Origin of the sequence: Thalassoglobus polymorphus, assembly GCF_007744255.1 — a bacterium.
GTDB lineage: Bacteria > Planctomycetota > Planctomycetia > Planctomycetales > Planctomycetaceae > Thalassoglobus > Thalassoglobus polymorphus.
Genome location: NZ_CP036267.1, coordinates 1,022,981 through 1,049,361, shown reverse-complemented (window position 1 = coordinate 1,049,361; position 26,381 = coordinate 1,022,981). Strand labels below are relative to the sequence as shown.

Annotated in this window: 18 protein-coding genes; 8 read left to right on the top strand and 10 right to left on the bottom strand. The window is 50.0% G+C overall.

Going from position 1 to position 26,381, the window contains the following annotated elements; translation table 11 throughout:
* Positions 1 to 20 precede the first annotated feature (20 nt).
* From Mal48_RS03895 to Mal48_RS03880, 4 genes are all read right to left on the bottom strand, one after another.
* Complete coding sequence (locus Mal48_RS03895) at positions 21 to 2,789, bottom strand: WD40 repeat domain-containing protein (RefSeq protein ID WP_145196322.1); 2,769 nt, start codon at positions 2,787 to 2,789, stop codon at positions 21 to 23.
* A 114-nt stretch (positions 2,790 to 2,903) separates the two neighbouring features.
* Complete coding sequence (gene xerD, locus Mal48_RS03890; RefSeq protein WP_145196320.1) at positions 2,904 to 3,851, bottom strand: site-specific tyrosine recombinase XerD; 948 nt, start codon at positions 3,849 to 3,851, stop codon at positions 2,904 to 2,906.
* A 170-nt stretch (positions 3,852 to 4,021) separates the two neighbouring features.
* Complete coding sequence (locus Mal48_RS03885; protein WP_145196318.1) at positions 4,022 to 4,723, bottom strand: hypothetical protein; 702 nt, start codon at positions 4,721 to 4,723, stop codon at positions 4,022 to 4,024.
* Positions 4,724 to 4,918: 195 nt separating this feature from the next.
* On the bottom strand, positions 4,919 to 5,572 hold the full coding sequence (locus Mal48_RS03880; protein ID WP_145196316.1) for a hypothetical protein: 654 nt from the start codon (positions 5,570 to 5,572) through the stop codon (positions 4,919 to 4,921).
* 309 nt (positions 5,573 to 5,881) lie between these two features.
* Between Mal48_RS03880 and Mal48_RS03875 the strand changes: the two genes are divergently transcribed.
* On the top strand, positions 5,882 to 6,658 hold the full coding sequence (locus Mal48_RS03875; RefSeq protein ID WP_197442026.1) for a class I SAM-dependent methyltransferase: 777 nt from the start codon (positions 5,882 to 5,884) through the stop codon (positions 6,656 to 6,658).
* 98 nt (positions 6,659 to 6,756) lie between these two features.
* Here Mal48_RS03875 and Mal48_RS03870 read toward each other — a convergent pair whose 3' ends face one another.
* From Mal48_RS03870 to Mal48_RS03860, 4 genes are all read right to left on the bottom strand, one after another.
* Positions 6,757 to 7,929: an EAL domain-containing protein gene (locus Mal48_RS03870; protein WP_145196311.1), complete on the bottom strand. Its 1,173-nt coding sequence runs from the start codon at positions 7,927 to 7,929 to the stop codon at positions 6,757 to 6,759.
* Positions 7,930 to 8,236: 307 nt separating this feature from the next.
* Positions 8,237 to 8,698 carry a RidA family protein gene (locus Mal48_RS03865; RefSeq protein WP_145196309.1) on the bottom strand — a complete coding sequence of 154 codons (462 nt, stop codon included), beginning with the start codon at positions 8,696 to 8,698 and terminating at the stop codon, positions 8,237 to 8,239.
* Positions 8,699 to 8,752: 54 nt separating this feature from the next.
* Entirely contained in the window at positions 8,753 to 8,911 is a 159-nt protein-coding gene (locus Mal48_RS23110) for a hypothetical protein (RefSeq protein WP_197442025.1), read from the bottom strand.
* A gap of 132 nt (positions 8,912 to 9,043) precedes the next feature.
* Entirely contained in the window at positions 9,044 to 9,925 is an 882-nt protein-coding gene (locus Mal48_RS03860; RefSeq protein WP_145196307.1) for a CPBP family intramembrane glutamic endopeptidase, read from the bottom strand.
* Between the two features lie 557 nt (positions 9,926 to 10,482).
* On the opposite strand from Mal48_RS03860, the gene Mal48_RS03855 reads away from it, so the two are divergent.
* The gene (locus Mal48_RS03855; RefSeq protein WP_145196305.1) at positions 10,483 to 13,248 is read left to right on the top strand and encodes an efflux RND transporter permease subunit; all 2,766 of its coding nucleotides are present in this window, start codon (positions 10,483 to 10,485) and stop codon (positions 13,246 to 13,248) included.
* A 214-nt stretch (positions 13,249 to 13,462) separates the two neighbouring features.
* Here the strand turns inward: Mal48_RS03855 and Mal48_RS03850 are convergent, their stop codons facing one another.
* Complete coding sequence (locus Mal48_RS03850; protein ID WP_145196303.1) at positions 13,463 to 14,326, bottom strand: deoxyribonuclease IV; 864 nt, start codon at positions 14,324 to 14,326, stop codon at positions 13,463 to 13,465.
* Between the two features lie 721 nt (positions 14,327 to 15,047).
* On the opposite strand from Mal48_RS03850, the gene Mal48_RS03845 reads away from it, so the two are divergent.
* Positions 15,048 to 15,332 (top strand): hypothetical protein, encoded by a 285-nt coding sequence (locus tag Mal48_RS03845; protein WP_145196301.1) that lies wholly within the window; start codon positions 15,048 to 15,050, stop codon positions 15,330 to 15,332.
* A gap of 284 nt (positions 15,333 to 15,616) precedes the next feature.
* Here Mal48_RS03845 and Mal48_RS03840 read toward each other — a convergent pair whose 3' ends face one another.
* Positions 15,617 to 16,525, bottom strand: coding sequence for a M28 family peptidase (locus tag Mal48_RS03840; protein ID WP_231739902.1), 909 nt, complete (start codon positions 16,523 to 16,525; stop codon positions 15,617 to 15,619).
* A gap of 561 nt (positions 16,526 to 17,086) precedes the next feature.
* Here Mal48_RS03840 and Mal48_RS03835 point away from each other — a divergent pair.
* The 5 genes from Mal48_RS03835 to Mal48_RS03815 all read left to right on the top strand — a co-directional run bounded on the left by Mal48_RS03835 (position 17,087) and on the right by Mal48_RS03815 (position 26,094).
* Complete coding sequence (locus Mal48_RS03835; RefSeq protein WP_145196297.1) at positions 17,087 to 17,293, top strand: cold-shock protein; 207 nt, start codon at positions 17,087 to 17,089, stop codon at positions 17,291 to 17,293.
* A gap of 900 nt (positions 17,294 to 18,193) precedes the next feature.
* Positions 18,194 to 20,380: a threonine--tRNA ligase gene (gene thrS, locus Mal48_RS03830; protein ID WP_145196295.1), complete on the top strand. Its 2,187-nt coding sequence runs from the start codon at positions 18,194 to 18,196 to the stop codon at positions 20,378 to 20,380.
* Positions 20,381 to 20,587: 207 nt separating this feature from the next.
* Positions 20,588 to 20,935 (top strand): ArsC family (seleno)protein, encoded by a 348-nt coding sequence (locus Mal48_RS03825; RefSeq protein WP_145196293.1) that lies wholly within the window; start codon positions 20,588 to 20,590, stop codon positions 20,933 to 20,935.
* A gap of 206 nt (positions 20,936 to 21,141) precedes the next feature.
* Entirely contained in the window at positions 21,142 to 21,522 is a 381-nt protein-coding gene (locus Mal48_RS03820; RefSeq protein WP_145196291.1) for a thiol-disulfide oxidoreductase DCC family protein, read from the top strand.
* A 423-nt stretch (positions 21,523 to 21,945) separates the two neighbouring features.
* Positions 21,946 to 26,094, top strand: coding sequence for a right-handed parallel beta-helix repeat-containing protein (locus Mal48_RS03815; protein ID WP_145196289.1), 4,149 nt, complete (start codon positions 21,946 to 21,948; stop codon positions 26,092 to 26,094).
* Positions 26,095 to 26,381 lie beyond the last annotated feature (287 nt).

Sequence of the window (26,381 nt, the reverse complement as noted above, 5' to 3'; positions counted from 1 at the left end):
ACACCAATTCGAAAATTGCCCTATCGTGGCACAATCTCAAGTGCGGGATGCTTGGCCCGCAATGGCGAGAGATCGTCTGGATTCACTTGTTTTGGAATAATTAACATCTTGAGATTCGGAAGCTCACTCAATGCCATCAGCCCGTTGGCGGTGACCTTGGTGTCATGGATATCAAGCACCTCCAGACTCCACATTGAAGTCAGCTCGACGATGCCTTTGTCAGTGATGGGGTTGCCCCAGAGCGACAGTCTTTTCACATGGTTTTGAAGCCCTACGAAATCAAGTTGTCCATCGGTGATCCCTGTCTTCGCCAGATACAGCCGATCGATTCCACCAGCCCAGCGCAACTCGTTGAGTAGTTCACTCGTGACACTTTTCTTCTCGAGGTGAACGTAGTGTATCGCCTTATGGATATCGACTTTTACTTCGGCTCCGGCAGCTTCCAGCTTCTTAGCAATTTCGATTCGTCGCTGCATGCTGTGGTCATACCACGGTTCCTGATCCTTACGGCGTAGCTCTTCCGAAGGAAGTTCAAACTTTGGAGCTTTTTGCAATTCCTCGCTAAGCGTGGCCCCCTCCGGAAGCGGTTTCGTCAACACCTTCCCCACAGCACTTGCGTCGACAAGCTTATCGGTCCACTTCCGATCAGGCTCGACCTGAAGCGTTCCGATGGTTCGTTGAGTCACACGTCCAAGCCCTGCATTCGAACCGTTCACGACGCCACTTTCAGTCTTGATTAGCCAGTCATCTTCTCCGGGAAAGAGATAGAACTCTGCCTGAACTTCTCCGGTGAGAACGTCCTCGACTCCGACCGCATAGCTTGAAACTTTTCCCGGTCGGCGAGGATCTCTTAGTGATCCGGCAATGAGCATTCCAGCTGGCTGCAAGAGAGTTGAGTTATAAGCACTCAATGAGGTTGGGCGTTTCAAAAGAGTTTCTCCGGAACTGGCCGCACGAAACTCCAACACACCTTTTTGAACGTGGGAAGCCAGTGTCTCTCCAGTGAAATCCCAAGAGATTTGTTGACCTCGAAAATCTTCGTGGACAGGTTCGAGATCCCCGGTTTGTAAAAGTGAAGCCAGCGGTGACCTGTGTCGATAGATCGATTCACTATCGTGAGTAATAACGGGAATCAATCGTCCTGTAGGATCAATCTGGCCGACTCCGATCCCCCAATCGGGGAAAGTTTTCGACTTCAAGGTTTCCCCACTCTCGACATCAATGAGTCTCAACTCATTGACTCCCGCACTTCCGTCATTTCCAGGGGACAATGCAGCGATGATCTGTTTTTCATCAACTCCTAAACCTGCAGAAATAACAGCTTTGCTGGAAGAGGAATAGTTGCGAATGACTTCACCGCTTTCGCAATCCCAAAGCAAGATGCCTCCACCATCACCGTCGTACCAGTCCCCAAGCGAAATCAATAACTGTTTCCCATCATGAGTGAACTGTGCAGATGTAATTTCACCATTCGAATAAGGCTGATCGGGCTGGACTCGAAACGTTTGTAAAACGTCTCCTGTGTCGAGGCTCAAAAGCTTCAGTTCTCGACGTGTTGAAACAGCAACCTGCTTCTCGTTTGAATCAAAGGCTCCAACGAAAATATTATTAAAGCCGAGTTTCATTTCCCCTTTTTCAAGATCCCAAAGGGCTCCGAGATTTCCCCGACGCCCCCAAGTCGATCCCCCAGACAACAACCAGCGCCCTGTCCTGGAAAATGCAATAGGCGAGTGATGATCCGCATCAAAAAAAGCAGTGTCAGTTGGGACTTCGAGACTCTGACCAGTTGAGCCCGACTCGATGAGTGAGACCGTACGAGCCTCCTCATTGATGCGTAACAACCACTGATCAGGAGTAAACAAAACTCGATCATCTGGCGACTGCTGGAATGTTTCCCACTCCTCTTTGGCAGGAGCCTGTTCATGTCGATCAAACGCCCAGAGTTCCTCAACTCCGTTCGGATCGATCAAGCGAACTCCACCCTCTGTGAAATCAGCATCGCGAACAGTTCGTGGAATCGTCAGCAAAGGGACCGCCGTCGCGACATCCCAAACGACCACCCGTGGAGTATACCAAAACTCACCCGAACCGATCGTCAAACACTTTCGACCATCCGGACTGAAGACCACTTTTGAGATGCCGACCGGAGAGCGAAATCTTTGATGGACAGTTCCATCTTCAAGATTCCAGAGAATCCCGACACCATCTTCCGAGCCAGTCAACAGGTACTGCTGATCCGGCGCCACGGTCGCAGCACTCACCCTTCCTTCTGCCGGGAAAGTTTGCAACGTTTCTCCCGACTCCAAATTCCAAACGTGAATTTCTTCCCGGCCACAAGACGCGACTAACACCGGCTCGTCATCTCGAAACATCAAGAAAGGAATCGCTCTCGAAACACCTAATTGAATTTCCCGAAGTAGCTTCCCGCTCTGTTTGTCAAAGATCGAAACGGCCTTGCCAGTTTGTATGAGAACTGCGTCGTCCCCATAAAATCGCAGGGTCTTCACCGTCCCGGATGAAGGAAAACGCCGCAGCGCCAAGCCTCTCTTTGCATCCCAAAGCACGACGACCTTGTGATGTGTTGCCAGCAAATGACTATGCCCCGCATCGTAATCAATGGGCTGAGTTGCCGAATTCAGCCCCCATTGCTGTACCCAGACTTCGTCTGTTTCACCAGCGAAAACATTAGTGAACGCCCCTTGCATCACCAGCAGAAAAAGTGCGTCCAGCAAGACAGTCGCCCGAACAGAGAACCGGTTACAGAATTTGGAACAGACTGCCAACATCATTACGATCCTCTCCAACTCATCCCGCAACTTCGAGCTCCCGGTCACATGACCGGTCACATCAAGCGTTCGGATCCGATCAACAGCGTACCAGAATCGTTTCCCGATTGTGAAGACTCAGCCGCGTGGATGGCACTTTGAGTGGATCGATTTGAGGCGACTATGTTCGACCTGGGTATAGATCTGCGTGGTGCGAATGCTGGCGTGGCCGAGCATTTCCTGCAGGGCACGGATCTCAGCTCCGCCGGCGAGCATGTGAGTTGCGAAACTGTGGCGAAGGGTGTGCGGACTGATTTTGTCGCTGCAACCAACTCGAGCAGCGTACTTCTTCACAACATGCCAAACCATGATGCGCGTGATTGCTCGACCAGTTCGCGTGAGGAACAAGAACTCACTGTCACGGTTACGAAGAAGCTTCGGTCGCTCTTTCTCGAGATACGTTTCAATCGCCTTTCGTGCAAACGGATTCAAATTGACGATCCGTTCCTTGTTCCCTTTCCCGGTACATCGGCAGTAGTTCTCTTCGAGGCGGATATCTCGAAGCCGCATTCCACTCACTTCCGAGGCTCGACACCCAGTGGCATACAGAATGGCAAGAATGGCCCGGTCCCGTTTCGGGAAACTGTCTTCCCATGTCGGCGCATCAAGGAGACGATCCACCATTTCCGGGCTGAGCACTGTGGGCAGGTACTGCCAAAGCTTGGGCGACGACATCAAGTCGACGGTACTCTCAGCGATGATCCCTTCCAGAACGAGATACCGGAAGAACATTTTCAACGCCACCAGACGCCGCGAAATCGTCGTCGCTTTGAGTTCTCTTTCATGCAGCGTCTGCAGAAACTGAGACATGATCCCCAGGTCGACATCCAGAACCGATCCGATTCGATTCTCGCTCATCCAACTGGCAAATTGTTCGACATCATTCCGGTACGCCTTCACCGTGTTGATCGACATCCCACATTCCGCCTCCAGATACGATAGAAACGCATCCACAAACTGATTGGGATTCAAATGATGCTGCGTGACAGCTTCAGTCGATTTCACAGGTCGACGACGAGGAGGCATTTTTCACAAATGAAGAGTTAGAGTTTTGATTGATCGCTTCGAACTATAAATTCAATCGGCAGTCCAGGATGTTGAAGTCTTGGCGCAGTGGACTTTGCGCACAGAAAAACCCGCCATTGCGTTCCAATGACGGGTTTCAAGGATCATTCAGCGACTAGAGACGCTGACTATTACGATCGTTCGGGTTCTGCAGGCGATGGAGGAAGGTCATCTGAACCCTCTTCTTTCTTGGCTTCAGCTTCCACCTTCGGTGTTTCGCTTCTCATTGCAGATTCTTTCAGAGTTTTGTTCTCACTCTGAAGTTGTGCAACAGTTTTCTTTTGTGCTTCAGCATCTTGCTTTGCTTTAGCGAGTTGATCCTGAGTCGCTTTCAATTGCTTCTGAGATTCGGCAAGGCTCTTCTCAGCAGCATTTTTTTGCTGCATAGCGTTAGCCACTGCTTTTTTGCCATTGGCCTTTTCTTGTGCGATCGCTTTGTCTTTGTTAGCGACAGTTTTCTTCAGGTTCGCAATCTGAGTCTTCTGCTCTTTTGCAACCTTCTGTGACTTTGCCAACTTCGCTGCGAGGCTCTTCTTCTCAGCTTCCATCGCTGCGAGTTTCTCTTTCATGGCTGCGAGTTCGTCATTGGCTGCCGCAACATCTTCCTGAAGCTTCTTTTCGTTTTCACGTGCTTCAAAGAGGTGCTTGGCTGTCAAATCTTGTGAGGCTGCGAGTTCCTGATAGGTCATCATCCGGCAACCGTTACTTGAAACAGGAACGCACGCCTGCTTTCGAGGAGCACATTTACGTCGTCCGGCTTCGCTCTCATTCGGAAGAGCAAAACAGAGAAGCGTGACGGAACAGAGCAGCAAAGTTTTTTTCATCATCATCATGGTTCAGGCTCGCTGAGCAAAAAGTCATGTTGCACCGGAATTTGGTGAACATAGGTAGGATGTTCTTATCATGGAATCATCGCCTTTAATGCGCAAAATGCAAAGGATTTACACAAAGTTCTGTTTTATGAGTCAATCTATTACGACGAACAAGATTGATGTATTGAATGTTCGGGTTACAGCGAGAAGCTACGTTCAAAACAGACTCGCATACGCCGCAATGGCGACCATGACGGCTCCGACAACAAGGCGCGGAATCAGTTTGCGTTGCTCATCTGAAAGAATTTTTGCCCCCGGTGAGGGCGCAATGAGACCTGCTCTTTGAGCAACTAGCTTGAGAAGGCCCGGCCCTTGCTGTGTGACAGCAGCCTGACTTAAGCCCTCCTGATTCAGCTCTTGGTGGGTCCCATTCTGCCGGGGAGAGATCACCGAGCCGAGCCAGGCCCCTCCCGCTGCTCCACCAACGGCTCCTAAAACAGCAAGCAGCGATCCAATCACCGGAACCGCCATTCCGGCGAGGAGACACGTAAGACTTCCGATTCCCGCCCCCACGAGCACACGTTGACGGACAGGTTCACTCGCCTGCGGAGAAAAAATTTGGTGTCGTTTCGAAGCGTAGTTAAACGAGTCTCCCAAGATCGCCAGAACGATGAGCAGACAAATCGAAAACCAGCCCAGCCCAAGTCCGCTCTGACGTTGTGGAAGCAAACACATCACGAGAACTGAGTTCGCCACGACGATCCAGTTTCCGGGCAAGCGATAGAATGTCCCCGCCCAACTGGCAACGTTTGCCAGCAGGAGAACCACAGCTACGGGATAATAGATCCAGTCTCCGAACATATTTCGCATCAAATGCAGCACATTAGCCGCATTTGAGTCCCAACTCCCGAAGAATCTTCTCGTTCGACTTCGCCGCAAAGGACTCACCTGGCAGGGAAGTCGATACCGACAAAAGTCAAGATACAACAAACCGAAGAAAGACATTTCTCTAGTGGCTGTGTAGAGTATCGGTCTTAAGTGATGTTCACGAGACCGATACATAAATATCTCCGCCTGGCGATGCCGATTAGGCTGTCCCAAAGGAAGAGATCAGATTCAGGTTCCCGGATTCGTCCTCAAACATTCTCCCTGACCACGTTTCAACCGACAGCTGTTTCAATGCCGCCGACCTCTCCACAGACTCCTTCGAATTCTCACACTGAGAAACAAACCGTTTCTGCGTTCCCTGAGCTGAGTGATGATTTATCAACATTTCCTGAAATTCCGGGTGGCTGGCGTCTTGAAGAGTACAATATTGGTGAGTCAACCATCTCGTTACATCGCCCGATTGATCCAGACCTTTTCCTCGATGATGAAGATGTCGCGGCTGCGAATGTACGCAATGACTACATGCCATTCTGGGCGTACCTGTGGCCAGCAGCAGTCAAGATGTCTAAAGCGATTCTCAAGGCTCCGTGGAGCCCGGATGATTCAGTTCTGGAACTCGGCTCAGGACTGGGACTCGTTGGCCTGGCAGCGATGTCACGTGGGGATCGAATCACCTTCAGCGATTACGATCCTACCGCACTTTTCATGTGCCGTAAGAATGCACTCGAAAACGGTTTTGAAGACCCACCAGTGATGCAACTCGACTGGCGAGAACCGAAGAGCGAGCAGTTTGATGCCATTTTTGGATGTGAGGTGACTTACGACGCACCGATCCATTCAGTCCTTCTCGACCTACTCAACCTGATGTTGAAGCCGAATGGTCTCTGTTGGCTCGGTGATCCAGGACGCTATCAATCTCCAAAGTTCTATCAACTGGCACTGGACTATGGATTCGAAGTAAGGATCTTCAATGAGGACTTTAAAGCGATCGAAGTCCCTTCGTCAGAAGGATTTCAAATCTTCGAAATCCGAAAACCTGACATCACACCAGCGACGAAACAGCCCTAAAGTATTTTCAATATTCTTTGTGACCTTGAAGACAACTTTCACGACAACAGAGAATGCTTGCCACAACGCAGTACGTAAAGACTGAAGTTCGATTCGCTTTATGCGAACTCGAAAAACGATTCTTCTGCATCGTGAGTCGGATTGGGTTTGGGGTAGCCGAAGAAGAATCCCTGAGCGAGATCGAATCCAATCTCACGACAGAATGCAGCTTCTTCCTGAACTTCAATCCCTTCTGCGAGCGTCACAATGCCGACTTCATGGGCAGTTTCAATGAGAGATTTCAACATTCGATGTTGATACGGAGTCGCCTGATGCACATCTTGAATCAGGCAGCGATCAAACTTGAGGTAATCAGGTGGAGCTTTCATCAGTTCAAGCAAGCGAGATTGCCCCGCACCGAAGTCGTCGTAGGCGACTTTAACGCCGATCTCTTTCAGCTTCTCTTTGTTCTCCAACATTGAAGAAACACTTTGAATGGTCTTTTCATGAAATTCTACGACGACCGAAACTTCCGGAAAACGTCGCAACGATCGACGCAGTGAAGGTAAGACGTCACGATCCATGTCCTCATGCTGATGTGTATTGACAAAGATCGGAGCACGAAGTCCCAAACTGTGAGCAAACTCTATAGCACGCTCACGGCACAAAATACTCAAGTCGACTTCCTGGTTCACCAGTTCCGCCGTATGGAACATTTTTCCAGGGTTCTCCAGCCCAGCCATTTCGCTTCGAGCAAGTGCCTCATACCCGACAACGGCTTCTTGTCGAAAATCAAGAATAGCCTGATAGTACGGTGTCACTCGTCGCTGTGAGATCAGATCGTTGAATTGGCTTAAAATCCAGTCCGCATCGATCGTAACCAGATCTTTGACAGTTTTCTTAAATTCTGCGTATGTGTTTTCATCCCGTTTCGGGACTGGGGCAGTGTATTGAACACGGAACTCCATATCAGCGAGTTCGATATGGTCTCCAGATGAGACCGGCATCGGCTGTGTGACACGTTTACGGTTGAGAAAAGTCCCGTTCGTACTTTTCAGATCTCGGATAAACAGCGTTTCACCAATAAAGAGCAACTCAGCATGTGCTCCGGAAACGCGTTGGGACTTCAGGCATAAATCGGAACTCGACAGACGCCCAATCTTGACGGTTGGGAGTGTGATGTCCGTTTTCACCAGAGTTTTTCCGGGAGGTAAGCACCCCACAAGCGACCAGCCAAGAGGGACTGACGAAGGTGCTGTGTTCGGATTCTTGTTGATCGCCTTGACGCTCATCAACCTGCACTTCTTTAAAAACTGGAGGGGGATTTGAAGAGTTGTTCCTCAGACCCTACCTCTCAAAATCTGCTAAGAGAGCCAAGTTTGATGACACTCTTTTCGAACTGAGGTAGTTTCTCAACAAGCTGATAGCGGTGAAATGAATACTCTGAAAGTACAGTTTTTCTCAGCTGAATCGAAAAAGAAGATTACACCGGTGGATGTCAGCAGAATTTGCGATTCCGCAAGAATGCGAGCCAATACTTTTTGACTTTTGCAATTCGCAATATTTCAGAGAAGTGCGATTGTTAATGCAATCAGTCGACTATGCGACTTCGTAAAGAAACTCGATTTCGACCGAGGCGTTCAGAGGCAAAGCGTTCACGCCGACGGCAGCCCGGGCATGTTTGCCTTTTTCGCCGAAAATTCGCTGCAATAGCTCACTTGCTCCATTTGCGACGATAGCTTGATCGTGAAAGCCAGAATCCGATTGCACAAAGACACCAATTCGGACGACCCGTTTCACACGATCTAAATCACCTTCCAAGTGCTGATTCAAGATCGCCAAACCGTTTAGAACGCACTGTTGTGCGGCAGATTGAGCCTGATCGACTGGAGCGGCAGAAGGAACTGGACCACGGGCAAGCAGTTCTTGCCCCGTGATTGGTAGCTGACCGCTGATAACGACAAGTTGACCGGTTTGCACACACGGAACATATGCTGCAATCGGCTTAGGAGGAGTCGGAAGAATGAGATCCAACTCCTGAAGTCGTTCGGCCACGGACATCGTTATGCACTCATTGAATGATCTTCGAAGAAAAGCGTCAGAGACGCCATTCATTTACTGCCCATGCTGAAGCTGAGCAACCTGTCGACGATATCGAGCCGCTTTGTAGGCAAATTGCTTGCGCTTTGACGAGCTTTTGGTTAAAACAGCCTGTCGTTCGTATTTTTCTGCCAGAGCAGTTTTCACGTCAACGATCGTTTTTGAACGGTCCATTGTCCCGTCGCCTTTTCAGAAACTAAAATAGTGGAGGATTTTTCGAATCGAGAAGTGTACTCAATCAATGAAAGAGTTTCCAGTCGTTACCGCTTGAGAATAGCATCCCAGAAAATTCACCTCAAGTCTCTACTAGACAAAGTCTTGCGACACATTCCAGTTCCTTCGGCGACTTTCAAATGCGACTAAAATCACAATCAGATACGACAAAAAACCGATTGCTGCAAATGGGGAAATGTTGATATCCGGAACGAACTCGTACCGCATCATCGAGACTGCGACCAAGTTGTTGCAAAAGTGAACGAAAATCGGAATCCAGATCGTTCCTGTTTTCAGGTAGAGAAATTGCAGTAAAAACGCGATCGGCAGAGTTGAAATCGCATGTGAAGGAGAAACATGAGCGATTGCAAACAGAAACGCCGTCATGACTGACCCCGTCCAGACTCCGTGGCGATGGACAAGCCCGCGACCAATCACTCCGCGAAAGATCAATTCTTCCCCAACGGCGGGCCCCAAGGCTAATGCAACCACCAAAATCGGATAGGGAACACCATGTAGCGTGGACTGCAAATACTCCAGAGATGACGTTTGAAGTGTTTGGCTCGAAAGCCTTTGCGTGATGCCTGCCTGCAGGAACGAACCAGACAATTCGTAAATCAAATCACCTAGAACGGCAATTGGAATGACCGTCGCCAAGGCAAAGATCACCTCTTCATGACGTGGAGTTCGCCAGCCTATTGACTCACGAAAACGTGGTCCGAGTCGCAAACGTATCAGCGGGACGACCACAAACAAAGCTCCTAAACTCGTGACCCCGATCAAAAGAAAAGAACGATCCAGATTCAGATCCATTGCCAGTTGCAGAATCACATCTTGTGAGGGCCAATCGAATCCATAACCAGCGAAGACAAGGAGATAAAAGAAAGCGAGCAAGACAAGAGCCTGTCCGAACTGATAGCTGCAAGTCCACAGCAGGGACTCTGGAATCGAACAGGGACGTTCAGATTTTCTCACACTTCACCTCATGACGACCGCAACCGAAATTGTAATCAATTCCGACTGATATCACATACGTCAACGTGATCTGACCTGTTGGAGCTCATTCAAGTCCATTGAGATCCAGTTCAAACTCTCCCGCAAACCCATTGGCCCTCAGACCGAGATGCCCCCAATGATGCATTCACCTCACATAGAAACGCGTTGAACTTCACTTTCTCAACACCTCACCCATGCTGGCCTTAACTTTGCTGGCCCGAATCTTCAAACATCTCAGAATCACTCAGAACAGCAAAGCCAAGAACGACATCAACATGTGAGAGATAAGCAAAACAAGACGAATAGGCAAAGCTGCTGCCCTGCCCCGGTCAGGCAAAACAGGGTCACTCGAATGAACAGATGCTTCGTATCTATTATGTTCCTTGGGAACGTGTTTTCCTTGATTTTACTGCCGTGAACATTGCCTGCTCACTTGGGTGATCGCGTAGAATCTGTCAACATACGAACAATCGTACAATATTCATTGTAATTTGCGTTCATTCTCAATTTTCCTTAATGATGGATCGTTCCCGACCATGGAACGTATTTTCAATATCAGAGACTGGTGGGGAAACGGCATCTCATTATGGGTTGTCGTCCTGCTTCTCTTCACGACTCCGTTACTGGTGATTGCTCTCAAAGACGTCAGTCTTGAGAACGACATCACAACGTGGCTCCCGGCAGAAGATCCAGATGCTCAATCGCTCGAATGGTTCTCTGAGCAATTCGAACGTGGTCATCGACTCGTCGTTTCCTGGGATAGCAGTTCACTCAACGACTCACGTGTTGAAGCTTTCGCAACAGCTCTTCAAGCTGAGTCAAACGCAGCGGGGGCTGGAGTTGAATCAATCACCACTCCGCACGACGTCATCCGCACGATGACCGACAACAAAGTCTCGCGAGAGGATGCAGTCAAACGACTCACCGGAACTTTGGTCGGTGTGGGCTTTTTGAAAGTCAGGCTCTCTGAGGCAGGACGTGAAGATCTCGCAGCTTCGATGGAGACCGTCCGAGCGAGAGTCAGCCAGATCGTCGACGCTGAAGCAACGACCCTTCCACCTGTAAACAAACTTCCGGGTGAGGAACAAATTCAACCTGACGACGAGCAAGCCGATCCGGCCGCGAGCATCCGGGTCGAATTCCCGATTCACGATTTCCAGCTACGCTGGCCAGAAATGACATCCGGCTCGGAAGTTGTTTCTCGAATTCACAGCGAATTGACTTCACCCATTGAAGGTGAAGAGGCACTTGTTGAAGACGTCTTCTTCGCTGCAGGCGCCCCCGTAGCAGTTTCGGTTCTCCTCGGGAATATTGACGATCGTGAAATCGAGCGGACCGTCAAAATCGTTGAAGCGACCGCACTCACTCAGGGAATTGAAGCTGACGAGCTACGCTTAGCAGGCACTCCAATCAGTCGAATCAGGCTCAATGAAGCAGCCAAGCGAGCCGTTTGGAATACGGACTACCCGGTCTGGAACATCTACAAACGAGCTCCGATATTACTGTCTGCACTCGTGAGTATTATTGTTTCTTTTACGTTGCTCAAAAGCGTGCGTCTGTCAATTCTGGTGACGCTGGCATCTGTCTTCACCTGCCTTGTTGTGGTCGCGATGATTCCACTGACTGGAAAATCGCTCAACATGGTCTTGATTGTCCTGCCTGACTTGCTGCTTGTGCTGACGACATCGGGCGCGATTCATGTCGCCAACTACTGGAAGCATGCCGTCACCAATGGAGATAAAAATCCAATTGTCAGCGCCGTGAAGATGGCCTGGCAACCTTGTGCTCTCGCCAGTATCACAACGGCAATCGGCATGGCATCACTTCTGTTTGCCGTTTTAGCTCCGGTCCAGCAGTTCGGATTTTACGCCTCAATCGGCTGCCTGATTTCACTATTCATGATCCTCATCGGCTTCCCATCGATGATGAGCGTCTGGCCTGGACGAGGTAAGAGGTTTGCAGAGCACGCAGAAAAAGAAGCAACAGCCTGGGGACACTTCGCACGGAAAATTGTTCACCACCAACTGTTGATCACAACTTTTTGCGTGGGCCTGTTCGTGTTTTCCATTGTCGGTCTGCAATGGTTCAAGACCGAAACGAAAGTGATTCGCTACTTCCCCGACCACTCACAAATCAGTCAAGATTATCACTTCCTGGAAGAAGGACTCTCCGGAATTGTCTCTGTCGATGCCGTCATTCGTTTTAACGAACTCGCCGTCGACGAAATGAATATCAACGACCGCATGGAACTGGTCCGCAAGGTTGAAGAGAACATCTCCAAACATCGCTGGATCTCCGGAACAATGTCACTCGCTGACTTCCGGAATCCTGTGCAACCCCCAGAAGAGAATGCCTCCACCAGAGCGAAAGTTTTCTACGGCAGAACGCTTCAGCGAATTCAGAAAGTCATTTTTGAAGGTCCAATTGAAGAGACAAGTCAGTTCGCCCGAAAAGCAACCGCTCCTCTGAATCTGATGACTCACGGAAAACGAAAGATTGAAATCCTCGAAGACGACGAAATCTGGAGAGTCCGTGCCCAATCGATCATCACTGCCGATGTGAATTTCTCAACCCTGACATCAGAACTTGAACAGATCATTCAAGAAACGATCGCCGAGGAAGCTGGGACGGATTACCTCGTCACCGGGATGGTTCCCCTTTTCTTACGTACACAACAAGCAGTCCTGGAATCTCTGATCAAAAGCTTCGGCTTGGCATTTGGCATTATCGCAATCGTGATGATTGTCCTCTTGCGTAGCCCGACTTCGGGTTTTCTGGCAATGTTGCCGAACCTCTTTCCTGTCGGTGTCGTCTTCGGATTAGTCGCCTGGGTTGGAATGCCGGTCGATATTGGAACGATGATCACCGCATCGGTCGCGCTCGGAATTGCAATCGATGGAACCCTGCATTTACTCACCTGGTATCGAGACGGAATTCGTCAAGGAATGCCCCAGGAAGACGCTGTCGTCATGGCACTGCAACACTGCGGCCCCGCGATGTGGCAGACAAGCGCAACGATCTCGATTGGAATGATCATGGTCTCGGGTGCGGACCTGTTACTCATCTCCAGATTCGGCTTGTTGATGGCTGCGCTAGTCACCACTGCACTCCTTGCTGACGTCGTCCTTCTCCCAGCCCTTCTCGCAGGCTGGTTAGGGAGAATCATCAAGAAGAACACACCTGTCCTCGAACAGCCAGCTGGGGAAAAACCGGAAACGATTGAATTCCCCAAAGAATCAACAGGCGAAGCGGAGGGCTCCAATGCCGCCACTCCTCCTGTTCGCGTCCACACGCAATCATAAAGCAGCCAACCAGCGGCTGCTGGAGGAATAGCGAAGACATTTTCACTGCTTGCCTCGCCTGCCTCGCCCGTGGAGAGTGCTTTCGATGTTGAAAACCACACATATTCATGAAGCAGAACGCCTGCATCATTTTCAAAGAATCACCTGAGACCAGAGGTCAGAGCAAGAACAGGTTTCAGAGAAGTTTTCAGCAAGCGACCTTCGAACACGAATCTCAACTCTCGACGTTTAACAACGACTTCAGCGTCCTCAAGTTCACAGCGTCCATCTCTTCGCCATCCCGCTTTTCTTTCTTCGTTTCCAGATACATCGGCAAGCCTGCAAAACGTGGATCGTTGACGACAAACCGAAACGGTTCCAGTCCGAGAAACCCTTCGCCGATATGGTCGTGCCGGTCGACACGACTCCCCTGCTCTTTCTTGCTGTCGTTGAGGTGAAACGCTTTCACATTCTCAATCCCGACGTGTTCATCCAACTGTTGCATCGTTTCGTTGTATTCGCTTTCAGTCTTCAATCCATAACCGGCAGCGAAGATATGGCAAGTATCAATGCAAACCCCAAAGCGTTCACCATCTTCTGCATGCTGTAGAATTTGCCCCAAATGTTCGAATTTGTATCCAAGGTTCGTTCCCTGCCCGGCGGTCGCTTCGATCCATGTCTGAACTTTCAGCCCGGGCGTTCGCCGATGAGCCTCGTTCAGCCCTTCAATCACCTTCGCCAAACCTTCTTCTTCGGAACTGTCAACGTAGCTTCCCGGGTGCATCACCACCCCCGAAAGTCCCAGCATCTCCGCCCGCTCAAGTTCGATGACGTATGCATCGAGCGACTTCTCCCAAAGCTCCGGCTTCGGACTCGCCAGATTGATCAAGTAACTATCATGAGAACATGGGGAGACCAACCCGTGCTCCAGGACCGCCTTCTTGAATTTCTCCGCATCCTCTTCCGTCAGCGGTTTCCCTTTCCACTGATTATTGTTTTTCGTGAAGATTTGCACGGTATTCATTCCGAGCGCACCAGCAGCATTGGCAGCTTTGTAGTATCCACCGGCAATTGATAAATGAGAACCGAATAAAGGCATGGTGATCCGTGGGTGAGGTGATTGTTGTGAGCAGGGATGTGCTTGAGTGATCGAAAGTGGCTGATGAGACTGAACTCATGTCCAATGACTTAGCCTTTGTGCAGCTCTTCATGCGTTTGCTCATTCATAAAGAACGCTGACAAAAGAGCGCTGTAAATTATTTTTGGAACTGCTCGGATTGTCGACCAGTCTCCCCTTTAACTTCGGCTTTTGGGCATTTCTTCTTCGATGAGTCACCGAAAGGAAACAGATCTCCACGAATACTACAAATTCGGTCAGCAAGCTCGCCATTTAAGCAAAACGCTATCTTCTACCAAGCGTCCCCTGTCACACAAATCGACACATCTTCAATCAGGGATATGCTTTACGGGAAACCGAAACACAAAAACCTTCTCCTATTCTCCCTGTATCCGTCGTTTTTTGACGAGTTGAACCGCTGAATACCGGGCTCCCACGACCTGCAATCGCCTCCCCTCGGTTGAAAGACTTTCAAACTTTAGAACTATTTTCCTATTTTCTTAAATTCACGTTGACCGTTTTTTCGACCGCTCGTATCGTGCTGACCATCAACGACGCGGACATTCCTGTCTGCTTCTTGAATCCCCTCAAACAAATTCAACTCACCCATTTCCAATTCAAAGCAATTCATTTTATCAGCAATGAATGTTTTGAAGGGTTCGAATTCAGCAACTCTCTCTATCTCTCGAAAAGGATTTCAACAATGAAGCGGTTCGCTTTAGTTATCACTTGTGCAATGATGCTTTCTGGTTCTGGATGCTGCCTGTTTGGCTACCCGGGCGGCGGATGGGGAGCTGGCTACCCACCGACTTACGGTGGCGCAGGTTACGGCGGCGGTGCTTGTCCAACTGGTGCCTGTGGAACATATCCAGGTGCTTACTCCGGTGGTGCCCCGACAGCGGCCGCACCTTATGGATACCCGCAAGCTGCGGTCTCTCCGTATGGATACCCACAAACTGCAATCATTGATCCGGTCCCGGTTTACTAAATCGAGCCAAGAGTTTGGAGAGTGCTGATTGAGTGCAGCCTTCACGGGTCGACGCTCAACATGTGAACTCACCAACTGGTGATTGACCGCACGTTGAGACACCAACCCGTTTGCTTTTCCAAAGCACCACGTCCACAACTGGACGTGGTGCTTTGTTCGTTTCATCAGTCTATGAAGTGCGTCGATTCTTCACATTGTCCCCTCACGCTGTCGCTCGAGTTTGGACTCGGAGGATCAAAGACCTCCAAGAGACAACAGGACCACGGCAAGAAAAATTCGCAAGCTCAATTTTCGTCTAACCAAGCCAGTACCACCCTGCCGACTTTTGCCATGGATTTCCCGCTGCACGCAGCTGGTAAATCGTTTCGCTTGTGCCAGTACGGATAATCAAAATCGATGATATCGCAGGTGGGTATTTTAGCGATGAGATTGAGCGGGATATGATCGTCGCGAATTTCGTATTTCTGGCGATTTATAAATTCTCGCACACCGAGTTTCCGAGCAGTCTCCCAGATGCTACGGGTCACTTCCGGGGCATACTTGTAACTGTTTTTTTCGATGTAAATGTTTAAGTTGCGATCCGCCACCATATCGAGAAGAACCCCCTTCACATACCGAAAGTTTTCCGGAGGGTTGTCCCGGTATTGCGTCGCGAAGTATTCCGAACCGTGAAAGTACTTGTCGCCTTTGCTATAGACCAGTTCTTCCCCGTCAAAAAAGACAAAGTCCACCCCCAGCTTGGGATTGATGGACTTCATGTGATGCGCGAATTCCATCAACAATGCGACTCCGCTTCCTCCATCGTTGGCTCCGATGAACGGCTTGGCGCGATTCGCTGCTGTTGCTTCCTGATCAGGAAACGGGCGTGTGTCATAGTGACAGCAGACGAGAACTCTTTCTGTTCGATCAGGATGCCATGAAACAATCATGTTCTTCATCCGCACAGGTGCACCGGTTTGTGGATGCGTGACATCAAACTCCTGATACCGAACCTCTGCGGAGAACTTCGTAAAGTGATCAGCGATCATTTTCTGCTGTCGCAGCATCCCTTCTGTCCCGGAAATTCTCGGACCGATGTCACAGACATCTTTCAAATACTGATAGGCCCTGTTCGCGTCGGGGACTGGGGTTTCTGCAATCGCAAATTGGCTTCCGATTCCCCAAAACAGCAGGCCCCACAATACTCTCTCCATGATTTTCCTCACTTGATGTCGACAATCCATGATGACGCAAGAGCAATCAAAGCTTCATTAAACTTCGAAGCTGCTTCAAACGATGTCAGAATTGTGCCCCTCAAGCAAGTCGACGTGCCGAAATCACACCTGAACTCGCATCAGGATAACTTGATGAGATTTTGAAATTTTTTCCCCAAAAGATATAGAACAGCTTTCGTTGATCTGTATAATCTTCGGGAGTGGAAGTATCTCATTTCCCAAAGGTCTTCACAGACACTCTCCCTCTTCCATGGGGGATCAAGGTCATTCGACAACGCAGTATTTCTTAAGAATCTACGTTGAGAAGCGATGAGGATTCGCTCACTCACAGGTTTTCCTGTGTCCCGGAGCGTTCAACATCAGCTCAACACTTCTGAGCGAAATCCTGGCCGAAAGCCTTGAGTTTCGGCGTTTGTGCAACCGGGAGAAGTGAGTAGATTTCTGAGTATTTTTTTGAGTGTTTGAGCCAAAGATTTTGACTGCGTCGAGAAGTTCTCATCAGGCAAGTCATGCACTGGTTCTCAAGTAAGGATGGCTGCAATGCAGCGAGGAACGATTAAGAAGCTTGTTGCTGACAAGGGTTTTGGATTTATCACGGGTGGAGATCAGGGCAAAGATTTATTCTTTCACGTCTCCTCAGTTCAAGACGCGGCATTTGAATCGCTTTACGAAGGTCAAAACGTCGATTTTGAATCTGAAGAAGGCCCCAAAGGGACACGTGCCTCAGTCGTCAAACCTGTCGACTGATTCTCATTAGAATCGCGACACATTTTTAGAACCAGTCCGAAAACCTCTGGAATGGCCGCTTTTCTCATCGTTTGATAGAGCGAAACAAGTTTCAGGATCAGTTCTAATTGATGAGTTGAATTCCATCTTCAAATCACTCAGATAATGGTGCGCCTTTTTCTGGGTGATTGAAGTATTGGTCGAGTGATTCTTACACGCCCGCCGCATCTTACGATTGACTACGACTGCAAATTTGGAGAGCAAATCGCCCAAGCTTCTCCACAGCACTAAATGGTCAACCGTTAGGAGTCGATGCAATCATTCCAAAATCGGTGTTCCCGGCCCTTGAACAGCCGATTAATGGTCGAGTGCGCACTACAGCATTTTCATCTTCCGAATTTGTGTTCAGGTTCTGCCTCGCAACGAACTGCTCTAGAAAACAGACTGTTTGATCTTCGTGCTCTTCGGAATGGATAGTCAACGCACAAGCACAGCAGCAGAATTTCAGAACCTTGGTTGACGCACCTGCCCTGCTCCTTTAGAACGCGCACTGACGGATCAATATGTGAATTGTCGCCCTTCGTACCGGCGACCATATTGCTCGCAACAGATGGAGATCGAACCTGAGAACGCAAACAGAAAGCTGTTTGCCTGCACTGTCAGTTCTCAGCCCTGGTATTCATTTCCAGGTTCATCGGAACTCTGAATGGCTCTCGTAAGCAAAATACGATTTCGCAGATCTTGAAAACAGAGAGAAACGGAGACGCACAGGAAGGATTGATTGAACAGAAGTATCCTTCGTTTTTCTTATTCGTGACTCGCTCTGTGGTAATTTTCTTCTGCGTACGATCCGATAGCCATGAGAATGTTTGAAGAACCGACCTTATTTGAAACCAGTCTCTCCGCAACATGGAATGATCCATGCCAAATATTCAGCTTCCCGACGGAACCACCAAAGACTACCCCGCTGGCTCCTCCGCAATTGATGTCGCACGTGAAATCGGCGAGCGACTTGCGAATTCGACCATCGCAGCCGAAGTCGATGGAAACATCGTCGACGCAATGCGCCCGCTCGAAGAGATCAGTGATTCCGATCCGATCCCTCTCAAACTTCTCACCACTCGTGATGCTGCGGCACTAGGTGTCTTGCGGCACTCTTGTGCTCACGTGATGGCCCGCGCGGTCATGCGGTTGTACGACGGAGTCGGTCTCGCATTCGGACCGACCACCGGAAACGGATTCTATTACGACTTCGATCTCGAAACCCCGATCAGCGATGAAGACTTCCCTCGTATCGAAGCCGAGATGCAAGCCATCATCAAAGAGGCCGAACCTTTCGAACGCTTTCATCTCAGCCGGGAAGAAGCTGTCGAGTTCGTCAGCGAACTTGATCAGGAATTGAAAGCTGAACATATCGAGACAGGTCTGGCGGATCATGAAGACCTGAGCTTTTACCGTCAGGGTGAATTTGTCGACCTGTGTCGTGGTCCGCATATTCCGAACGCTGGCAAGATCAAAGCTTTCAAACTGATCAGCGTGGCTGGCTCCTACTGGAAAGGAGACTCGAACAACAAAGGCCTCCAACGGTTATACGGGACAGCTTTCTTCGACAAGAAAGATATGAAAGCATATCTTGAACAGGTCGAAGAAGCGAAACGCCGTGATCACCGCGCACTGGGCAAGCAACATGGATTGTTCGCCATCTCGAACGAGGTCGGCTCTGGTCTTTGCCTCTGGCTACCTAAAGGGGCAACTGTCCGCGCGTTGCTGGAAGATTTCATTAAGCAGGAACTTCTTCGGCGTGGTTATGAGCCTGTTTACTCACCGCACATTGGTCGTGCCGAGTTATACGAAACCAGCGGGCATTTTCCTTACTATCGAGATTCGCAATTCGCCCCGATCTTCGGACATCCTGCAGGTCAACTTGTCGACTACTGGAAGCAGTGCCTCGTTTCGAATGAAATCGACGAAAGAGTTGAAGGAGATTTCCTGGCAGCTGCCAAGGATATCGGCTGCCCGTTTGAGGACTTCCCCAAATCTGCCAGCAACGAAGAAAAACTGGCATACCTCGCTAAGTGGGAGAAGCAATCAGAGCGTTATCTCCTCAAACCTATGAACTGTCCGCACCATGTGCAGATGTACAAAGCTCAGCCACGCTCCTACCGTGACTTGCCTGTCCGTCTGGCAGAGTTCGGAACCGTTTATCGGCACGAGCAATCGGGTGAACTGAACGGAATGTTGCGAGTCCGCGGACTGACACAGGATGATGCTCACCTCTTCTGCACACCAGAGCAAGTCGAGCAGGAATTCAAAGATACGCTTGATCTTGTCAAATTTGTTCTCGCGAGTGTGGGGCTCGAAAACTATCGAGTCCAATTATCGATTCGTGATCCCGGTTCAGACAAGTACGTCGGTTCAGAAGAACTCTGGAACGTTGCAGAAGCAACACTTCGCAAAGTGCTTCAAGAGTCGGGACTTGAATTCAGCGAATGCGAAGGTGAAGCGGCGTTCTATGGCCCGAAAGCAGACTTCATGGTGAGCGATGCCATCGGACGAGAGTGGCAACTCGGGACGGTTCAACTCGACTACAACCTGCCTGAACGCTTCGAACTTGAATACGTCGGGGCGGACAATCAAACGCACCGTCCGGTGATGATTCACCGAGCACCTTTCGGTTCGATGGAACGCTTCGTCGGAATGCTCATCGAGCACTTCGCAGCGGCGTTTCCGTTGTGGTTAGCTCCGGAGCAAATCCGCATCCTCAACCTCAATGACGAGATGTTGCCTTACTGTGAAGAGGTGCAACAAAAGTTCCGCAACGCAGGGTTCAGAACCACCATTGACCGACAATCTGCGAACGTGAAAAAGAAGATCCGGGACGCACAACTCGACCTGATCCCATACATGCTGATCATCGGTCCTAAGGACAAGGAGAAGGGAGGCGTTGCCCTCCGTGACCGCATCGATGGTGATCTCGGATTTATGACCGTCGAAGATGCACTTGCGAAACTGACCGAAGAACGTGATTCTCGGACAATTCGACAAGTCCTCAAGAGCGATTTCAAAGGCTTCGCAGGTGGGGCTGAAGAAGCAGAGAACGAATACTAGCGCAAATCAACGAGTCGTCTGTATGGCCTGCTTCGTGGCGAACAGTCTATGAAGCCGTCTATGAAGCCGTAATGTGAGGTCATGAAAGTGACTAGCACGACCACGACAACAGGGCCACGACAAAAGGCTGAAATGCATTAGCCCCCGGTCGCCATTGACCGGGGGCTATCTCATTAAAACATACTGCAGAATCAGAAAGAACGAGAAATGGCAACGAAAAAAGTTGACTGGTACTACCGCAGATCTGGCTGCAACACTTGCAAAAAGATGGACGCTTTCCTCGAAGCGAACTCCATTGAAGCCAAAGAAACTGTCAGTGCAAACAAAGAAAGACTTGGCCCCGATGCAGCGATGGACCTTGCCAAAGAAGTGAGCAAAATTATCGCAGCCCGAGGTAAATCGGTTGTCGAATTCAAAACAAAAGAGGCTGATCAGGAACTTTTAGAAAAACATCTTGTTGGCCCGACCGGGAATTTGCGGTCACCTGTCATACGCAAAGGAAAAACGTTGTTCGTCGGCTTCAACGAGGAAGCTTTCACCGGAAAGCTTGGGTAATCCATCTGCATTGTCCATCAATGCAATCGTTCCAGACCCAGCCGGACACTTCAGAAAATGAGAGCAGTTTCGTGTTCCTTGTACCGTGGAGAGAGCTTTTCTCTGGAAACTCGCTCACCTCCACGATGCAGAACAGGCAACTCCTGTGAGTGACAACAGTTCCAGCAGGAATGTTAGAATGCGTGAAGTACTCCGGAGGAAACACCATGTCCAACTCAACCGAATTCGAAGTTTTCTACGACGGAGATTGCCCACTCTGTAAACGGGAGATCAATCTGCTGAAGCGCTGGGACAAACAGCAGCGTATCCAGTTCACAAACATTGCAGCCGAGAACTTCTCGGCTGAAGAAATTGGCATTCCCTTTGAGGATCTCATGGCTGAGATCTACGGACGCTTGCCCGATGGATCGACAGTCAAAGGTGTCGAAGTTTTTCGCCAACTCTATTCTGCAGTCGGCTTCTCATGGCTTGTCGGTCTCAGCAGAATTCCCGGAATTTCGCACCTGCTTAGCTTCGGATATTTCATCTTTGCTCGAAATAGATTACGACTCACAGGCCGTTGTAATAAAGAGAGTTGTGAAGTTTGAAAATCACGTTTCATCGAAAACATGATTTTCCCCGGACACCGAAGTCTCCGGCAAAGCGAGCGTTTCTTAAACTCATTCCGTTCTCGTGAGTCGTTTTTCGAATCATGCCGAATCGCTGGTCAGATTCTTCTAATCAACTGGCACAATTTGCTGGATTGAATGTTAAGCTGCGGCGACTTTTCCGGAAGTAGCGTAAATTCCGCTTGAATCGATCATACCGGCATTCTTTCACTTGAACTCAAATCTCTCTCCGTCCGAAACCAAAGGACTAGAGCAGTTTGCTCTACCGTGTGCCCGTGTAGAACGCATTTCTCTAACAAAAACGCTGTTCGCCACGAGGCAGATCCTGCAAACCAGTTCGAAAGATACTCTAAAGGGCTTAGCCGTTGAGCCAGAGATTCGAGACTCCTAAGGGAAAGAAACATGACGTTTCGTCCAAGTATGAAGTCACTGAAAGCATTTGCCGCAGCAGCCTTCGCATCCGCTGCAATGTTTGGATCATCTCTACAGGCAGAACATATTGATTGGAACTTCCTGCAAGATTCTCCAGTCCGATTTGAATCTCAAAGCTCAGTCGGAAACCAACCGGGCGTGCGGCGCGGCTACCAACGGACGGGGGCATTTATTTCCGTCTTTGAAGACAGCTCAAGTCTTCTGTTCATCGATGCTGGCGGAAACGTCAACTACGACTCTGGAAACTGGAGTGGAAATGTCGGCCTTGGCTACCGTCAGGATGTCGGCGCTGCAGTCCTCGGTGGAAACGCCTACTACAACTACCGAGAGTACAGTAATGGATTCGTCGATCACAACTTCTCAACACTCGGCTTTGGTGCGGAAGCACTGATGTACGACTGGGCAGTTCGATCAAACGCATTCTTCAGTGTGGATGGCCGAGAATCGAACGGACGGACTGCATTCGCGATCCCAGGCGGACCGGACTATGTTCCGGAAGCCGGTGCTTCGATGGGGGTGCAAAATATTCGCTTGGCGACACAAACTGAAAATTTCGACGAAGCACTTGATGGATTCGACCTCTCCATCGCCCGTAAGTTCTACGAAGTTCGCACAGAAGTCGGTGCTGGAGCTTATTACCTGTCTGCTGGCGGCGGTCCCAGCACGTGGGGCGTCAGCGGGAGTGTCGAAACATGGTTCACCTCGAACATCGCTGGAAACATCAATGTTTCCAGCGACAACCTCTTCGACACCACGGTCTTCGGTGGGGTCTCCATGTACTTTGGTGGACGAAACATCGATGTCGATTCTCGCAGCCACACTGTCGAATCGCGATTGTGGTCACGTGTCCAACGTCGTCAAGTCGCTCCTGTCCTCAATTACACAAACGCTGCACCTGACCTGCTTGCCTCAAATCCCGATACAGGCGATTTGATTTCTGTGGTTCAAGTTGCCTACATGGATGACATCGTCGCCGCTCCTGGACTTATGGAAGCTGATGGCGATTTCGTCGATATCATTCTGGCCGACCCTGATGCCACGTTTGCCCCGATGACAACCATCGCACTGAATGATGGTCAACGCTTGCTTTCCGCTCACATCTTCCACGAGGTCGACACAACCGAATTTGGTCTGATTCAACTTCCTGAAACAGACCTTGGTGGAATGCCTGCGATGATCTCCGGTGCTCCGGGCATCGACGTCATCACCCTGGCCAATAACAATGAAGTCTCCGGCTTCTCAATTGTTGCTTCTGGTGACAACAACGCCGCGATCTTCGGCTCGGATGTGACCGCCTACAACATCAATCGCAACATGATCGCTGGAATCTTAGGCGCAGAAGATGGCATCGAAATTGATTCAAGCGGCCTCGCCACTGTGTCGGGCAGAATCGTCGACAACACGATTTCCGGATTTAGCGATGACGGTGTGAATCTCCACGGAGTCGACATCGCTGTCGACTTCCTACGGAACGAGATCACCGGAAACATGGGAGACGGGATCGACATTGACGGAACCGGCGACTTCAGCGGTCTCGTCATGGGCAATACGCTCAGCAAGAGCGGAGAGAACGGCCTTGATCTCGACGCCATGACGATTTCTGGAAGCATTATCGACAACACTGCCAACGAAAACGTTGAAAATGGATTCGCTGTCGAAGTCGACAATGTCCTGGCAGGCAATATCCTGACGATCACCGATAACACAACGAATCTCAATGGAATCGATGGCATTTCAGTCATCTTCAATGGCGATATCGATTCGGAAGTCTTCATTGACGACAACACAGCTGACGCCAACCTGGGCGACGGAATTTCTGTTGTTTCCAACGGCATGGGTGACATCCTCGGAGCGATCTCCAACAACACCACTAATGGCAACGATCCCGGTATCTTCATTCAATCAAACGATGCCGCCAGTAACATCTTCCTGGACATCATCGGCAACCTGTCTGGTGGCAACGATGAGGAGGGAATCCTGATCGACGCCGCGAACGACTTCACCGGATTGATCAAAGGGAACATCGCCAGCCTGAACGGTAATGACGGGATGCGTATTGACGCGGGCAACGATGTCGTCGCTGAGTTTGTCGATAACATCTTTATGATGAACGATCAGGACGGCCTGGATATCAACGCCGGAAACATCGCTGACGTGACCGCAATCGGGAACATCATCAACAACAATGACAGCGAAGGTTTTGAAATCGATTCTGGTGCAGAAGCGATTGTCATCGTCAGGGACAACGAGCTCAACGACAATGATTCAGAAGGTCTTCAGGTCATCGCCGGCACCAGTGCGGACGTCATGATCACCGACAACACCGCAGATGGCAACGGCGACGATGGCGTTCTGATTCAGGCCAACGGCGGAGCGATGGGCGATGTCACAGGTGAGATTCGCGACAACTTCTTTGACAACAACGGGAACTCAGGACTCGTCATTAATGCTGACAATGACATTGCCGTCGACATTATTGACAACAGCTTGACCTCCAACTGGCAAGATGGTGCTGACATCAACGCTGGTCAAGATTTCATGGGAATGATCACTGGTAACAACTTTGACGACCAGGATCGCGACAATGGCCTTGAACTCGATGCCGTCCGTGACATCTTCGCCACAATCGCGATGAACAGCTTTGACAACAACGACAACGATGGTGCCGACATCACTGCTGGTCGAGACTTCATCGGTAGCTTTACCATGAACTCCTTCGACAACGATAACCACGATCCGGACAGCGATGGCCTCCAGCTTGATGCCGGTCGCGACATACTTGCCGACTTCACGACAAACACGTTTGTCAACAACGACGAAGATGGTGCGGAAATCTTCGCAGGTAGAGACTTCGATGGTGAGGTGACCGGAAACACATTCTCCGGAAACGACCTGACTGGTCTCTCAATTGCAGCTGACAACGACATCGATGGCCTCTTCGACAACAACCTTGCCTTCGGCAACGGTGGCAGCGGCATCAAGCTTCAGGCAGATGCCGATGGAGACGGGACAGGTGACTTCAACGCTGACGTTTCGAACAATATTGTCGGCTTCGATGCCATGATGATGGCGGACGGAAATGGGGGCGACGGGATCTTCATTAGTGGGGAAAACGTCTTGGGCGAGGTGACCGAAAACATCTCATCACATAGCTCGACCTCGAATGGGTTAGTGATCACCGCAGCGAACAACATCTCAGGCTTGATCGATGACAATACTGCAAACGGAAATGCGATGAACGGAATCGTCATCACTGCCGATTCAGATGGCAATAACGTTGGTGACGTCACCTCAATCATCTCCAACAACACCGCTGGCCTCGCCGGAAACGGTAACGGAGAAAATGGAATCTGGATTCGTGGTGAAAATATTCGCGGATCAATTCTCAATAACATCGCCAACGGAAACGGTACCGGGATCGTTGGGAGCGGAATTGTTGTCGAGGGAGTTTCCATCGGGACAGCAATGAGTTCCCTCATTGTCGATGGCAACACCGCTGGAGTCGACGGCATGATGGCAACCGGAAACGCTGACTTCGGAATCCAAATCGTTTCGGACGGTGACATCTTCACAACAGTGAACAACAACGACACCCACCATAATCGGCATGGGCTCACAGTTGCGACACCATCAGGAACAATCACGGGAGACATCACAAATAACCGTGCGAACAATAACGACCTGAACGGTGTTCATGTAACCGGATTACCACTGTTCACCAGCTTCGTCGGGGATGTCGCTGGCAACACTGGAAACGGAAACGGGTTGGCCGGGATTCGCATCGACAACCTGTTAGACATCAACAGTGATCTCACCGGGAACATTGCCAACGGAAACCTCGTCGGAATCTTTGTCGAAGCTGACAACGACTTCACTGGAAATGTGGGCGACGTAATGAACGCCATGCTTGGCAACACAGCCAACATGAACGGCGACGATGGAATCTTCTTCGACATCGGTAACGATTTCACAGGAGACTTCGTAAACAACACCGCGACCGGCAACACCGCTTTTGACTACAACACAACTGCAGGTGGAACAGTCACGGGCACAGTTTCGCCAAACACATCCACATCGAACGCAGCTGGCGATTTCAACGGAAACATCGCCACTCCGTAAAATTGCAGTTCGCCAAGAAGCAGAACGCGAACACCAATTCAATCAATGCAGTCGACTCTCACTGACAAGACTGCACTCAACTGACGAGAATGTTAAAAGCCCAGGTGGCACGGTCGAACTTCGACCGTGCCATTTTTTTATCGTCATATCACTCCATCATGGGAACGTCACGCATAGAAAATGTTCAATGAGTGCAAAACTCAAATAAGCCATCTTGGATGCCAAAGCTGAGAGCAACCCGGATCGAGGCTGTCAATCTCCAGAGGCGTGGATCTTGAGTCGGTTTC

Coding starts and splice junctions, on each gene's coding strand:
- Mal48_RS03895 (WP_145196322.1), bottom strand. CDS start 2,789: ATGATGTTGGCAGTCTGTTCCAAATTCTGTAACCGGTTCTCTGTTCGG.
- xerD (WP_145196320.1), bottom strand. CDS start 3,851: ATGCCTCCTCGTCGTCGACCTGTGAAATCGACTGAAGCTGTCACGCAG.
- Mal48_RS03885 (WP_145196318.1), bottom strand. CDS start 4,723: ATGATGATGATGAAAAAAACTTTGCTGCTCTGTTCCGTCACGCTTCTC.
- Mal48_RS03880 (WP_145196316.1), bottom strand. CDS start 5,572: ATGCGAAATATGTTCGGAGACTGGATCTATTATCCCGTAGCTGTGGTT.
- Mal48_RS03875 (WP_197442026.1), top strand. CDS start 5,882: ATGCCGCCGACCTCTCCACAGACTCCTTCGAATTCTCACACTGAGAAA.
- Mal48_RS03870 (WP_145196311.1), bottom strand. CDS start 7,929: ATGAGCGTCAAGGCGATCAACAAGAATCCGAACACAGCACCTTCGTCA.
- Mal48_RS03865 (WP_145196309.1), bottom strand. CDS start 8,698: ATGTCCGTGGCCGAACGACTTCAGGAGTTGGATCTCATTCTTCCGACT.
- Mal48_RS23110 (WP_197442025.1), bottom strand. CDS start 8,911: ATGGACCGTTCAAAAACGATCGTTGACGTGAAAACTGCTCTGGCAGAA.
- Mal48_RS03855 (WP_145196305.1), top strand. CDS start 10,483: ATGGAACGTATTTTCAATATCAGAGACTGGTGGGGAAACGGCATCTCA.
- Mal48_RS03850 (WP_145196303.1), bottom strand. CDS start 14,326: ATGCCTTTATTCGGTTCTCATTTATCAATTGCCGGTGGATACTACAAA.
- Mal48_RS03845 (WP_145196301.1), top strand. CDS start 15,048: ATGAAGCGGTTCGCTTTAGTTATCACTTGTGCAATGATGCTTTCTGGT.
- Mal48_RS03840 (WP_231739902.1), bottom strand. CDS start 16,525: ATGGAGAGAGTATTGTGGGGCCTGCTGTTTTGGGGAATCGGAAGCCAA.
- Mal48_RS03835 (WP_145196297.1), top strand. CDS start 17,087: ATGCAGCGAGGAACGATTAAGAAGCTTGTTGCTGACAAGGGTTTTGGA.
- thrS (WP_145196295.1), top strand. CDS start 18,194: ATGCCAAATATTCAGCTTCCCGACGGAACCACCAAAGACTACCCCGCT.
- Mal48_RS03825 (WP_145196293.1), top strand. CDS start 20,588: ATGGCAACGAAAAAAGTTGACTGGTACTACCGCAGATCTGGCTGCAAC.
- Mal48_RS03820 (WP_145196291.1), top strand. CDS start 21,142: ATGTCCAACTCAACCGAATTCGAAGTTTTCTACGACGGAGATTGCCCA.
- Mal48_RS03815 (WP_145196289.1), top strand. CDS start 21,946: ATGACGTTTCGTCCAAGTATGAAGTCACTGAAAGCATTTGCCGCAGCA.